Source organism: Methylogaea oryzae, assembly GCF_019669985.1.
GTDB lineage: Bacteria > Pseudomonadota > Gammaproteobacteria > Methylococcales > Methylococcaceae > Methylogaea > Methylogaea oryzae.
Window position 1 is genome coordinate 3,338,833 of record NZ_AP019782.1, and the last position, 13,407, is coordinate 3,352,239.

13 protein-coding genes are annotated in these 13,407 nt (G+C 63.1%); 3 read left to right on the top strand and 10 right to left on the bottom strand.

The annotated features are described in order from the left end of the window. Nucleotides 1-15: 15 nt before the first annotated feature. Both K5607_RS14710 and K5607_RS14715 read right to left on the bottom strand, forming a co-directional pair. Complete coding sequence (locus K5607_RS14710; protein ID WP_221047458.1) at nt 16-2,088, bottom strand: putative bifunctional diguanylate cyclase/phosphodiesterase; 2,073 nt, start codon at nt 2,086-2,088, stop codon at nt 16-18. Between the two features lie 34 nt (nt 2,089-2,122). Further along, on the bottom strand, nt 2,123-2,467 hold the full coding sequence (locus K5607_RS14715; protein WP_054774204.1) for a histidine triad nucleotide-binding protein: 345 nt from the start codon (nt 2,465-2,467) through the stop codon (nt 2,123-2,125). A gap of 172 nt (nt 2,468-2,639) precedes the next feature. On the opposite strand from K5607_RS14715, the gene K5607_RS14720 reads away from it, so the two are divergent. From K5607_RS14720 to K5607_RS14730, 3 genes are read left to right on the top strand one after another with little or no spacing between them, the layout of a single operon-like run. Then, entirely contained in the window at nt 2,640-3,611 is a 972-nt protein-coding gene (locus K5607_RS14720) for an ABC transporter substrate-binding protein (protein WP_221047459.1), read from the top strand. A gap of 26 nt (nt 3,612-3,637) precedes the next feature. Then, nucleotides 3,638-4,396 (top strand): ABC transporter permease, encoded by a 759-nt coding sequence (locus K5607_RS14725; protein WP_221047460.1) that lies wholly within the window; start codon nt 3,638-3,640, stop codon nt 4,394-4,396. Continuing rightward, a complete protein-coding gene (locus K5607_RS14730) occupies nt 4,393-5,121 on the top strand; it encodes an ABC transporter ATP-binding protein (protein WP_221047461.1) in 729 nt (242 codons plus the stop codon). The genes K5607_RS14725 and K5607_RS14730 overlap by 4 nt, the downstream gene beginning before the upstream one ends. Nucleotides 5,122-5,377: 256 nt before the next feature. Here the strand turns inward: K5607_RS14730 and K5607_RS14735 are convergent, their stop codons facing one another. From K5607_RS14735 to mch, 8 genes are all read right to left on the bottom strand, one after another. Beyond that, nucleotides 5,378-6,265 (bottom strand): MBL fold metallo-hydrolase, encoded by an 888-nt coding sequence (locus tag K5607_RS14735; RefSeq protein WP_054774157.1) that lies wholly within the window; start codon nt 6,263-6,265, stop codon nt 5,378-5,380. Beyond that, the gene (locus tag K5607_RS14740; RefSeq protein WP_054774159.1) at nt 6,265-7,134 is read right to left on the bottom strand and encodes an HDOD domain-containing protein; all 870 of its coding nucleotides are present in this window, start codon (nt 7,132-7,134) and stop codon (nt 6,265-6,267) included. Before K5607_RS14740 ends, K5607_RS14735 begins: the two co-directional genes overlap by 1 nt. A gap of 75 nt (nt 7,135-7,209) precedes the next feature. Further along, nucleotides 7,210-7,470, bottom strand: a complete 261-nt coding sequence (locus K5607_RS14745) for an acylphosphatase (RefSeq protein WP_156302739.1) — start codon at nt 7,468-7,470, stop codon at nt 7,210-7,212. A 60-nt stretch (nt 7,471-7,530) separates the two neighbouring features. Then, a complete protein-coding gene (gene rlmKL, locus K5607_RS14750) occupies nt 7,531-9,732 on the bottom strand; it encodes a bifunctional 23S rRNA (guanine(2069)-N(7))-methyltransferase RlmK/23S rRNA (guanine(2445)-N(2))-methyltransferase RlmL (protein ID WP_221047462.1) in 2,202 nt (733 codons plus the stop codon). Between the two features lie 242 nt (nt 9,733-9,974). Beyond that, nucleotides 9,975-10,487 (bottom strand): formaldehyde-activating enzyme, encoded by a 513-nt coding sequence (gene fae / locus K5607_RS14755; RefSeq protein WP_221047463.1) that lies wholly within the window; start codon nt 10,485-10,487, stop codon nt 9,975-9,977. 140 nt (nt 10,488-10,627) lie between these two features. Next, nucleotides 10,628-11,488 (bottom strand): triphosphoribosyl-dephospho-CoA synthase, encoded by an 861-nt coding sequence (locus tag K5607_RS14760; protein WP_246598880.1) that lies wholly within the window; start codon nt 11,486-11,488, stop codon nt 10,628-10,630. Beyond that, entirely contained in the window at nt 11,485-12,399 is a 915-nt protein-coding gene (locus K5607_RS14765; RefSeq protein WP_221047464.1) for an ATP-grasp domain-containing protein, read from the bottom strand. The genes K5607_RS14760 and K5607_RS14765 overlap by 4 nt, the downstream gene beginning before the upstream one ends. Then, entirely contained in the window at nt 12,400-13,398 is a 999-nt protein-coding gene (gene mch, locus K5607_RS14770) for a methenyltetrahydromethanopterin cyclohydrolase (RefSeq protein WP_221047465.1), read from the bottom strand. Between the last annotated feature and the right edge of the window lie 9 nt (nt 13,399-13,407).

The window sequence follows — 13,407 nt, forward strand, 5'->3', positions numbered from 1 at the left end:
AAACCGGGCCCGGGCTCAAGTTTTAAACAACTCTTCCGCCGGCACCGGCCGGCCGTAGAAATAGCCCTGGGCTTGATCGCAGCCCTCACTCAGCAGGAACTCGCCCTGTTCGGCCGTTTCCACGCCTTCGGCGATGACGCGCAGCCCCAGGCTGTGGGCCAAGGCCACCACGGCGGCGACGATGCGGGCATCGTCGTTGTCCGTGGCGATGTCGCGCACGAACGAACGGTCGATTTTCAAGGCGTCCACAGGGAAACGCTTGAGGTAGTTGAGCGAGGAATAACCGGTGCCGAAATCGTCGATGGAAACCGACAAGCCTTGCTCCTTCAAGCCGGATAGGATCACTGCCGCCTGCTCCGCATTGTGCATGACGATGCTCTCGGTGATTTCCAGCTCCAACAGTTCCGGCGCCAAGCCTTCATCCGCCAGCGCGGCGCTGATGACCGCGGCCAGCTCCCGCTCGCGGAACTGGCGGGCGGACAGGTTGATGGCCACGCTGAATCGACGCCCTTGGTCGCACCAGCGGCGAATCTGCCGGCACACCGTCCGCAGCACCCACTCGCCGATGGCGACGATAAGGCCGGTTTCCTCGGCGATGGGGATGAACTGGTCCGGCGCCACCAAGCCGTGAACCGGGTGGCGCCAGCGCAGCAAGGCCTCCGAGCCCACCATGTCGCCGCTGCGCAAGTCCACTTTGGGCTGGTAGTAGACCATCAACTCGCCCCTATCCAAGGCGTAGCGCAGATCCATTTCCAAGGCCAGCCGTTCCAAGGTCACGGCGTTGGACAGCTCGCTGTAAAACTCGAAGCGGTTGCCACCGCCATCCTTGGCATGGTACAGGGCGGAATCCGCCAACATGATCAAGCGGTCCATGTCCGTCGCATCGCTGGGATACACGGCGACGCCAATGCTGCCGCTGACGAACAGTTCATAACCGTCCACCTGAAACGGCTGATTCAAAGCGCTGACGATCTTCTCCGCAACGCCGCCCACTTCTTCCGGGCGGCCGACGTTGGGCAGGATGACCGCGAACTCGTCGCCGCCCAGCCGCGCCACCGTATCGATCTCCCGCAGCAAGTGGCGTATGCGCTGCCCCACGGCCACCAGCAGCCGGTCCCCCGCCATATGGCCCAGGGTGTCGTTGATATTCTTGAAGCGATCCAGATCCAGGTACAACAGCGCGAAAGGTCCGCTTTCGCGCCGCGCCCACACCATGGCTTGATCCAGCCGCTCGCGGAACAGTGCGCGGTTGGGCAAATCCGTCAAGGGATCGTAAAAAGCCAGGCGCTTTATGGTTTCTTCCGAATTTTTCAGCTCGCTGATGTCGTGGGAAACGGCCACGTATTGGCTCACACGCCCTTGTTCGTCCTTGATGGGAGCGATGTACTCCAACGCCCAGTACAACTCGCCGTTCTTTTTACGGTCCAGCAACTCGCCCTGCCATTCGCCGCCGCCGGCAATGGCCGCCCACAGATCCCGGTAGACGGTATCGTCGGTAAAGCCGGATTTCAGAATACTGGGTTTTTGACCGATCAATTCCTCGGCGCTATACCCCGTCACCCGGCAAAACGCCGGATTGCAATACTCGATATTGCCGTGGATATCGGTGATCACCACCATGCTGGAGCTGTATTCCAAAGCCAGCGACAGCTTGCGCAACTGCTGCTCCACGGCTTCGTGGGCCGCCAACGTCTTGGCCAGTTCCCGATTGGCTTCCAGCAACTGCCGCGGACTGGGCAGGGCCAGCAATTTAGGCAATAAAGGCCAGATCAATACCGCCGTCACCAGGGACACCGCCGCCGTGGCGACTTTGATCGCGCCGGCCAGCCAGTAGGCCGGCATCCAGACGGTGAGGATCGACATCAAATGCGTTGTGCCGCACAGGAAAATGAACAGCCCGAACAGATGCAGCACCCAGCGATAGGCTAAATCCGTGCGTCGGCGCACGAACACCAGCAAGGCGAAAGGAATGGAGTAATAGGACAGGACAATCAGCAGGTCGCTGACCACGTGCAGCGACAACAAGTCCGATCGCCACTGGTAGCAGAAACCGTGCGGCATGAACTCCGCCGAGCTCAGCCAACTCATCAAAGAATCCAACATTAAACGACCGCTCCGGCCCTCAGCCCGGAGGCCACTTCATGGCGCGCCCGCCCAACACGTGGATGTGCAGATGGAAGACTTCCTGGCCGCCGTGGGCGTTGCAATTGATGACCGTGCGATAGCCGTTTTGCGACAACCCTTCCATTTCGGCAACGATTTTCGCGGTTTGGAGCAACTCGCCGGCCAACTGGGTATCGCCGGCGTCCAGATCGTTGAGGGTGGCGATGTGCTTCTTGGGAATCACCAAAACGTGCACGGGAGCGCGGGGATTGATGTCGCGAAAGGCAAGAACCTGGTCGGTTTCATGCACAATGGCGGGTTTAATCTCCCCTGCCGCCATTTTGCAAAAAATACACTCGGCCATGCGGATGCTTCCTCTGTAGTTGTTATAAGTTGGAACGGATGCCGTTGTCGCGAAAGAATAGCAATCGCAACCACGCTTGGCGAGTGCCAACTGGCCGCGCGCTATCCCCCAAGCGCCGCTGTCGTTACAATTAGCCAAATCCCTCACACTCCGCATCAGGCCTCCCCACACCATGACGCGCACCCTGCATTACCTGCTGTTTCTGTTAGCCGCCTCGACCACCGCCCACGCCGCCGAACCCCTGCGCATCGGCGCCTTGGCTTTCGGCACCCTCAATTGGGAGCTGGCCACCATTCAGGACGCGGGGCTGGACAAAGCCAACGGCATCGAACTGGAAACCCAGACCCTCGCCAGCCCTCAGGCGGGCTCGGTGGCCTTGCTTTCCAACAGCGTGGATTTGATCGTCAGCGACTGGATTTGGGTATCGCGGCAAAGAGAAAACGGAGCCGACTTCAGCTTCGCGCCCTACTCCGCCAGCCACGGCGTGTTGATCGTTCCGCCGGCCTCTCCCATCAAGGATCTGTCCGATTTGGCCGGCAAGCGCCTAGGCGTTGCCGGCGGCGGCCTGGACAAGAACTGGCTGCTGTTGCGCGCCTTGTACCAGGAAAAATACGGGCAGGATTTGGAAAAAGCCGCCACCGTGGTGTTCGGCGCCCCGCCGCTCCTCAACGAGCAACTGCAACAGGGCAAGCTGGACGCGCTGCTGGATTACTGGCATTACGCCGCCAAACTGGAAGGCAAGGGCTATCGGCCGCTGCTCAACGGCCAGGATTTGATGCATCAGCTGGGCATCAAAGCCGTTCTCCCCAGCCTCGGGTACGTGTTTCGGGAAACTCTCGGCACGCAGCGCCCAGCTGCCCTGAAAGGGTTTTTGGCCGCCACGCAGGAAGCCAAACGCCTGCTGTGCGAATCGGACCCCGCCTGGGAAAAAGTAAAGTCCCTGACCCAGGAGGAAGACCCTGCGGCGTTGGCCAGCTTGCGGCGCAACTATTGCGCCGGACAGGTGCGGCACTGGGGCGCGGACGAGCAAAAAGCGGCCGAAACGCTCTACCGGCTGCTCAAGCAAGCCGGCGGCGCGGAAGCCGCCGGCCAATCGGAAACGCTCGCCCCCGGTACGTTCTGGCCCCACGCCGCCGACCGGTGAAGCCCGCCCAGCCAAGCCGCTAAGCAATGCCTGACTTACGCCCCAGGCTCATCGCCGCCTTGCCGCTGCTGTCGCTGCTCGCCCTGCTGGCGCTCTGGCAAACCGCCGCGCAACTGGCCGGCAGCCAGGCGCTGCCTACGCCCGCCGCCGTCGCGCAGGTGCTGGCGCGGGAACTGGCCTCCGGACGCTTGCCGCATCACCTGGGCATCACCCTGGCGCGGCTGGGAGCCAGTTTCGCCGTGGCCATGACGTTGGGCGCCGCGCTGGGCATACTGCTGGGCCGACGGCCGCTGCTCGACCGCTTTTTCGACCATTGGCTGGTGGTGTTTCTCAACATCCCCGCCCTCGTCACCATCATCCTCTGCTACGTTTGGTTCGGGCTGACCGAAAGCGCCGCCATGGCCGCCGTGGTGGTCAACAAACTGCCCAACGTGGCGGTGACGCTGCGGGAGGGCGCGCGCAGCTTGGATCGGGACTTGTTGGAAATGGCGCAAAGTTATCGCTTCGGCCGCTGGAAGACCCTGCGTCACGTCGTCTGGCCGCAGTTGGCGCCTTTCCTGCTGGCGGCGTCCCGCAGCGGGCTGGCGCTGACCTGGAAAATCATTCTGGTGGTGGAACTGCTGGGGCGCAGCGACGGCATGGGCTACCAGCTGCAGCTGTTTTTCCAGATGTTCGACGTGGCCGGCATCCTAGCCTACACATTGGCCTTCGTCGTCGTGATCCAAGCGGTGGAAGCGGGCCTGTTGCGTCCCCTGGACCGCCTTGCCGGACAATGGCGACGATGACCCAGGTCGACATCCATATTCAGCGCAAAGCCTATAAGCCCGGCGCTCCGGCGGCCATCGAGGACTTGCACCTGTCGTTGGCTCCTGGGGAGTTCGTCTGCCTGGTGGGCCCCTCCGGTTGCGGCAAGACCACTCTGCTCAACTTGGTGGCGGGGCTGGATCGCGACTATCAGGGCGCCATCGACATCGGCCACCGGCAAGGCGCTGCGCCGGTCATCGGCTATGTCTTCCAAAATCCGCGCCTGTTGCCCTGGCGCACGGTCAGGGAGAACATCGACTTGGCCCTGCCCGGCGACGGCGGAGCCGACGTGGACGAGCTGTTGCGCATCCTGGGGCTGGAAGCGGCCCAGCACGTTTATCCGCAACGCTTGTCCCTGGGCATGAGCCGGCGCGCGGCCATTGCCCGCGCCTTCGCCGTCGAGCCCGACTTGTTGCTGATGGACGAACCGTTCGTCTCCCTCGACCCGCCCACGGCGCGCCGGGTACGTCAGTTGCTGCTGGAAGTCTGGGGGGTACGCCCCCATACGGTGCTGTTCGTCACCCACGACCTGCGGGAAGCCATTAGCCTGGCGGATCGCTTGATATTCCTCACCCCCTCGCCCACCCGGGTCGTCGCCGAGGTGGCGGTGGACATTCCGCGCGCCGCGCGGGACCAAGAAAAAGCGGTGGAGGCGTTCCGTCAACGCCTGACGACGGAGCGGCCGGAAATCGGCCATTTGCTTTAAAACGAGCTGTGTCGCTTGCCGCAACGGTGCGGCATTTGCCCCAGGAAATCGGGCGCCCGGCGCCCCGTCGACGGCAAGAAACCGCGTCCCACCTGCTGTAGCCGGAATGGCACAGCACTTGCCTTATATATCGCGCATAACCTCTTCGGAGCCTCTTGAGCACCGGCGCGGAACCTCGCCGCGGCCCCATCCTCACCTCACAGGAAGGGCCCGCGACCAGGCCTGCCCTCCCGTCGCCGGTCTTTTTTCCCCAGGATTACAGCGCGATCTCCAGCCCCTCGCGCGCCAGGAAATATTCTGGATCTCCCGGCTTGCGGGGATAACGGGCCACGGCGTCGGCGAACACGCTCTCCAAGTCGTCGTCGCTACGCGTCGGCTCGTGGTGGGTGCAGTACAACCGCTTGGCTCGCACAGCCTGGGCTATCTGGATGGAAGAATCGAACGTGCCGTGGCCCCAGCCCTTTTTCGCGGGATACTCTTCCACGGTATAGGAAGAATCGGTAATCAGCACGTCCACCCCGGCGATGGCGGCGTATATGGCATCGCGTTGCTCGTCGATGAGCGCCTGGTATTCGGCGTAGCCGTCTTCGTCGGGCTCGTACAGGTTGTAGTGCGGCTCATGGTCCCCGGTAAAGAAAACCGACTTGCCGTCGCAATCGACCCGATAGCCCAAATTGATCACCGGGTGGTTGAGCAACACCGGCGTGACCACCGCGCTGCCCACCGTCACGCTTTCGCCGAACGCCAAGGTGACGTATTCCAAATCGGCTTTCAACTCGACTTCGCGCACGGGGAAATAGCTGTACTGCAACTGCACCCGCATCACCTGTTCCACGCCCTGGCCGGTCACGGGATCGAACGCGCCGTGCAGCCGCACGCGGTTGCCGGGAATGAAGATGGGGGTGAAAAACGGCAGTCCCTGGATATGGTCCCAGTGGCTGTGGGTCAGGAATATGTGGGCGGTCACCGGCATTTGGCTCATCAGGGATTGCGCCAAAGCGAAAATGCCGGTTCCGCCGTCCAGGATAATCAAGTCACCGGCGCCGGTGCGCACCTCGATGCAGGTGGTGTTGCCGCCGTATTTGGCCGTGCGCGGACCGGGCGAAGGGATGGAACCGCGCACACCCCAGAATCTGACCTTCATCAGGCGTTCTCCAGTTGGGCGAAAGTTTTCGCCTCCAGCAGCACTTTCTCCATCTCGCTCTCGCTGGGAATCACCTCCTCCAGCGACGTGGCGCCGAAATAGCGCAGTTGCTCGGCGGACGGCGTTTCGATGCAGGCATTGCCGCTGTCGCCGTAGCGCATTTGCTTGCTGATCTGGTTGGCCAGGAACAAGCAGGCGTGCATCACGCCGGTATCGACGTTGGTGGAATGGTGATGCCGAATGCACTGCACCAGGGGCTGGGCGAACTGCCAGTGCTCGGCCAGCATGGAGCCCACCACGGTGTGGTCGGCGCCGATCATGCGCTGCTCGGCCAAATGCAGGGGAATATTCTCCTGCCGGCTGAGCGCCAAGGCCGCGCTGAACTCTTCCGGCATGAACTGGGCGAACACAACCTTACCGAAATCGTGCAGCAAGCCGGCGATATAGCAATCCATGGGCTCCAGGCCCGCATGCCCCACCCGGCCGCATAACAGCTTGGCCAAACTGGCGGTGGACAAAGAATGCAGCAGGTATTGCTCGACATCGAAATCGGCGCCGTTATGCTTGGGCAAAATACCGATGGCGGCGATGCCCAGGGCAAGATTTTTGACCGTATTGAATCCCAAATACACCACGCACTGGCTAACGGACGTGATTTTTTTGGGGAAGCTGTAATAGGACGAATTGATGACCTTCAATACCTTGATCGTCATCACCGGATCCGTTTCGATAACCTGCACCAACTCCTTGGGCGAGCAAGCCAAATCGCGGGTCAACTCCAGGATACGCTGCACGCTGCGCGGGAAAGCCGGCATTTGCTCCACGGCCGCCAGCAGCTTCTTGTCCAATTCCGCCGTAATCTGCCCCATATCCACACGCCAGTTTTTTATTGATTTGGGCGACCGAGCGCCATTGTTGCATTCTACCCGCTGACGCAGGATGGGTCAGTAACGTATGGCGAAATGATCGTATTCGCCGAACGGCACTTCTTCCTCCGTCAAGCTAACCTCCTGCACGCTCGCCAGCCCCGGCCCTTGATGGCACCACGCCACAAACGCGTCCACCGCCGCGGCCTCGCCCTCCGCCAAGACCTCCACCTCGCCGCCGGGCAAGTTCTTCGCGTAACCGCCGACGCCGAGGGATTGGGCGTGGGCGCGGGCAGCGGCGCGAAAGCTGACGCCCTGCACTCGGCCCTTAATATACATATGCGCTCGTTTCACACTCTCGTCTCCCGCGGCGGCTCGCCGCTATGGTAACCCAAACCCTCAGCGGCGGATTTTCCAGCACACATGTATGCGCGGATTGCGCTGGAAATCCATGGGAATGGTTTGGCGGGTGATGTCCTCCACGCGGTATTGGTCCGACAAGCGCTCATCCAACAGGAACTTGCGCCGATTGGTGGAAAACACCAATAGCCCCCCCGGCGTCAGCAAGCGCATGGCGCCGTCGATGAGCACCCCATGGTCGCGCTGCACGTCGAATACGCCTTCCATCCGCTTGGAATTGGAGAAGGTCGGCGGGTCGACGAAAATCAAGTCGTAGCCGGCGCCGCCGGCGCGAGCCGCCTGATCCAGCCAGGCCAAGCAATCCGCCTGCACCAGTTCGTGCTGATAACCGACCAGACCGTTCAACGCCAGATTGCGGCCGGCCCAATCCAGATAAGTGCGCGACATGTCCACCGAAGTGGTATGAATGGCGCCGCCCAGCGCCGCATGCACCGTGGCGCTGCCGGTGTAGCAGAACAAATTCAGAAAGCGCTTGCCGCCGGCCAACTCGCCCAGCATGTGGCGGGTGATGCGATGATCCAGGAACAGGCCGGTATCCAGATAGTCCTCGAAGTTCACCCACAGACGGCAAGGGCCTTCCCGCACCTCGTGGAAACGCCCGCTGTCGGCCAGCTTATCGTATTGCTCGGCGCCTTTCTGCTTTTGCCTCACCTTGAGATAAAGCCGGTCCGCCGGTATTTCCAACACCTCGGACACGGCCGCCAGGGCGTCGCCCAAACGCTCGTCCGCCTTGGCCGGGTCGATGTCCTTGGGCGCGGCGTATTCCTGCACGTGCGCCCAGCGGGTATCCTCGCCCTGGTACAAATCGACGGCGACGGCATATTCGGGCAAATCGGCGTCGTATACGCGGTAGCACAGGATGTCGGACTGGCGTGCCCAACGCCCCAGATGTTTGAGGTTCTTGCGCAAGCGGTTGGCGAAACCCTCCGCCGCCGTGGAGCCGCTCTCACGGCGCTGACGCGCCCGGCGCAAGGCGTCGGCCACGGCCCGCCGCGCCGGCGTATCCGAGGCGGCGTCGCGCGGCGTGAAATAACGCTCGGGCGCGATGGCGAAAGTCAGCAAGCGGCATTCGATGGGCCCGTTGAATAAGGTGCGGGGCTTCTCGGAACGAATCCCCAGCCGGAACCCCAGCTCGGCATCGCCGGTCATGACCGCGCCGCGCCACCCCTCGAACTGGCCCCGCATCACCGCGCCCAATTGCTCGTACAGCGCCGCCAGGTCGTCCTCGGCGCCCAAGCGTTCGCCGTAAGGCGGATTCAATGCGACCAAGCCGTAATCGCCCTGGCGACGGGAATCGGCCATGGCTCGCCGCTCGATATGCACGTATTTCGCCACACCCGCCCGCTGGACGTTGGCGCTGGCGGCGGCGACCGCCCGCCGCTCCTGGTCGTAGCCGTAAATGCCGGGCATGCGCTCCAAGCCTGCGCGCCGGCGCTCTTCCGCCTCGGTGCGCAGGCGAGCCCACAACGCGACATCGTGCCGGCGCCATCCAAGCAAACCGAAATAGTCGCGCAGCAAGCCGGGCGCAATGTCGGCGGCCATCAGCGCCGCTTCGATCACCAAGGTGCCGGAGCCGCACATGGGATCGACGAACGCACCGCCATCCGCCGCCACCTGCGGCCAACCGGCCCACATCAGCACGGCTGCCGCGACGTTTTCCTTGAGCGGCGCGGCGCCGCCGTCTTCGCGGTAGCCGCGCCGGTGCAGACCGGCGCCGGCCAGGTCGATGCCCAGCCAGGCCCGGCCTTTATGCAAATGGGCGGACACCATGACGTCCGGCCGTTCGGTATCCACGCTGGGCCGCAGGCCGCCCTGGCGGCGAAACCGGTCGGCGATGGCGTCCTTCACCCGCAACGCGGCGAAGCGGCTGTGATTCAAGCCCGCGCTGGAGCCGCTCAGATCCACGGCGAAAGTGCCCGCCACATCCATGTGCTGCTCCCAAGCGGTATCCAGCACCCCGTTATAGAGTTCCGCTTCGTTCTGCGCCGGGATGTCGGCGATGAGCACCACCACGCGGCTGGCCAAACGCGACCACAGGCAAGCCCGATACGCCACTTCCTGCCCGCCCTTGAACCAGACGCCGCGATGGTCGACGCGGCATTCCGACGCGCCGAACGAGCGGAGCTCCTTCTCCAGCAGTCCTTCCAAAGCGGACGGGCAGGACGCGTAACACTCAAGCATGGCTGATACCTTCTAAATCGAGCAAAAAGCGGAAGCGTCCGCCGTTCCCCAGGACCGCCCTCGCCGCTTGGGCTAAGGGCAGCCGTCAAAATTCGTCAAGGCCGGCGCGGCGCGCGGAAAACCGCGGCCTGCCCCTCGAAATCTGCGCGCCTCCCTGGCGCACAAAAGCGAAAGCGCCCACGAGGGGCGCTTTCGCGATAAACCGCACGCCGCCCCGACCCGCGGGGCGGCGATGAAGCAGCTTACTTGTGGGCGGCGAACGGATGTTCTACCGAACCCTTCTGAGCCACTACGTCGGCTGCCTTCGGCTCGCCGGCTACGGCGCGCTTGATGGCCAGCTTGGTGGCTTCGTAGTTGTAGTCCTGGATCTTAGCGTCGTCTTCGGCCAACCAGTGGATGAACACGCCCACGCAGATGAACAAATCGTCGGCTTCGTCGGCCGGGATGGTGCCGTCTTCCACGCAATCCATCACTGCCATAGCCACGCCGCGCTGCGCCGGTCCGAACATCTGGACGGCTTGCTTGCCGTTCTTGATGGTCACTTTGTTGAACATCACGGTGTTCGGCTTGCACATCAGGTTCGGAGCTACCACGGCCAGCAGGGACGAGAAGCCGTCCTTATTGTTGGTGACGCAGTTGGCGAAGGCGCTTTCAGCGGCGCTGCCGCGCGGCCCCAGGATCAGGTCGATGTGGGCGATTTCGTTGCCGCCGCCGCACAGTGCTTCACCGACCAACAGTTTGTTCACTTTACCCATTGCTATCTCCTCTGGTGTAAAAAACGAAAAAAATTTTTGAATCAACGACATTGCCATGATCTCCCTAACATCGGATCGGGGCCAACCAGCGCCCCGCTCAATGCCACTGCTCAGGCTGGTAATTATACCCGCGTGGCATTTTAATTATAGTTATCGAACAGCGCGCATAAGCGCACGGCCAATAGGCCCGCTACCGTTAAATCGGCCGTTGTGCCCGGATTCACCCCCACGGCCTTGAATTCGGCATCCACTTCCCGCAGTAGCTCCAAACAACGGTCAGGCCCGTCTTTGGACAAACTCTCTTCGACAAGAGCCATCCGCTCCGCCACCATCCTGGAATAACGATCACCATACTTGCGCTCGATATGGCTGTCGGGAATCCGCCGTAACAATCCGGCGAAGATATCCACGGCAAGCCATGCCTCGTCCTTGCCTGGCCGCCGCGAAGTATGATACCTGGGTATGGCAAAGTCAAAAATATCTGGGTAGCCGTTGACGTACTGATAGGCGATGCGGTCCCGCTGCGCCGCCAGGGCCATGGCCTCCAGCAAGGTCACTTGCGGCGCGTCGCGCACATCCTGCTGGGGGGCTTCGCCCAAGCCGCCCGGCGAGGCTAAACGGATGGCCTCGTATACCGCCTCGGCGTCTTCCCGCGTGGTGTTTTGCAACACCACGGACAGGGACTGGCGCAGGTCGGCGCCACGCGGCTGCTGGACCGCTTGGATCAAGGGGGCGCATAGCAGCAAGATGCCCAGGTTCGTGTTGCAATCCACCACCGCCCAAGTGGCTCGAGTGGCCTCCCGTATTTTCTCCCCCAGGGACAGCGAAGGATCTGCGAGGGGAGCAGCACTGGCGGCGGCGCTGCGGCGGAAATGCTCCACCGTCATGCCGTGGCCTTCGGAATACACGCTCACGTTGCCCGGCTTGAAGGCCTGCAGCTCCAGCTCGCAGGCTTCGAGATAGGCCTGCTGCACCGCCTGGCGCAAATCCCGCCGGCTCACGACGCGGCCTCGTCGAGCACCGGCAAATCGCAGCGAACCAGGAAATCCTCCGCCAGCGCTTCGGCCACGTTGATCTCGCACACGCTCTGCAAGCCTTTCCAGGCCGGCACGCTGTTGACTTCGATGACGCTGAAGCCGCCGTTGGCGTCGCGGATCACGTCCACCCCGGCATAATCCATGTCCAGCGCCGCCACCGCCGCCTCGGCCAGGTCGCGCAACCGGCCGTCCAACGCCGCCGCCTCGCAGCGCCCCCCCTGGGCCACGTTGTTGAGCCAGGTTTGGCCGTAACGGCGCATGGCAGCCACCGCGCGGCCGCGTATGACGAAGACGCGCCAGTCGTGATAGGCCTCGTCGCCGCAGTCGACGAAGCGTTGCAGGTAATAAACGCCGTTGCTGGCCGCCAGATTGAACAAATCGTCGAGGCTTTCCAGGCGTTGCAAGCCTTCGCCCTGGGAACCGAACAAGGGTTTGGTCACCAACTGGTTACCGGCGCGCAGCTCCTTTTCCACCACCGCCAGCGCGTGTTCGCGGTCGCGCAGCACCCAGGTGGGCGGGGTCGGCACACCGGCGCGGCGCAGCAGGAAACTGGTCATGCCCTTGTCCACCGTGCGCTCCACCGCGCGGGCGTCGTTGTAGACCTTGACGCCCAGTTCGCGCAGCCCGTGCAATACGTTGAGGTAAAAGATGACCTCTTCCAGCGTGCCGCCGGGCACGCCGCGCACGAACACGCCGTCCGGCAAGCGTCCCTCGAAACCGGAAACGACGACCGGCAAACAATGCTCGCTTTCCAGATTCAGGCGGCAGGCGGTGAGGGAAACGAACTCCCCGACATGGCCCCGGCCGGCCAAAGCGCGCTTCAGTTGCGCGCCGTGCCAACCGGGATCGTCGGTGACGATGGCGAAGCGGGCCATTTACTCCCCGAAGGACCGCTCCAGCAACGTTTCGTCCAACTGGCCGGCGTGGAAGCTCAGACCGCTGTCCACCGCCGTCACGGTGACCCGCGCCGGGCTGAACAGCATGGCGTCCACTTTGAAGAAGTCGTAGTTGTACTCTTTGAACACTTCGGCGAAAGGCTTGCCGTAGTCGCGGGAAGTGGAGCTGGGCAGTTCGTTGGCCAGCATCTTGGCCTGCTCGGAGCTGCCCTTGACGAACAAATGCACCTGGCCGGCGAACAGGATGGCGTCGTTGGTGCGGCCCATGGCCTTGACGAAATTGGGATGAGGCGGCGGCACCGGCGCGCTGCCGCAGCCGTCGATGATGTTTTCCAGCGGGAAATGCAGGCTGTGGGCCTTGTGCAACGCGACCTCCAGCACCCGCGACACCACCTGCACGCCGCCGGCCAGGCTGCTGGTGGGCGTCAAGATCACCGTCACCTTGGACGGGTCCAGCTGGCAAGCCTTGGCCACCTTGTCCACCAGTTCCACCGGCGGCATCCGGTCCACTTCCAGCACGATGGCCGTTTCGTCGCATCGGTCGCGGTAGTCCAACTCCTTGTAGAGCTCTTCCACCGAGGTTTCCACGCCGTCCTTCACTTTGACGGCCATGGCGCGGGCGGGGCCGGAACCCAGGGCGTAGAACGCGCCCTTGCCTTCGCCGTGGGACAGGCTCCAGCCGGCGTATTGGGAGCCCAGGCAGCTGATGACCGGGTTGGTGCTGTGCACGTTCACCTGATAAGGCCAGCGGGCGGAGTTGGTGCCGAAAGACAGGCTGACCGTGCCCAGGCCGCCCATGCAGATTTCGCCGATGATGCGGCCGGCCTCCAGGCCGCCCGGCGCCTCGATGCCGGCGTCCACCACGGTGGCGCCGTTGGGCAACTTGCCCACCTTGACGCGCAGCTTGTCCGCCTGCTCCACCAAAGTACGCACCAAAGGCCGCACGGCGGCGTTCACACTGATCTTATGCTGACTCATCGGTTTCCC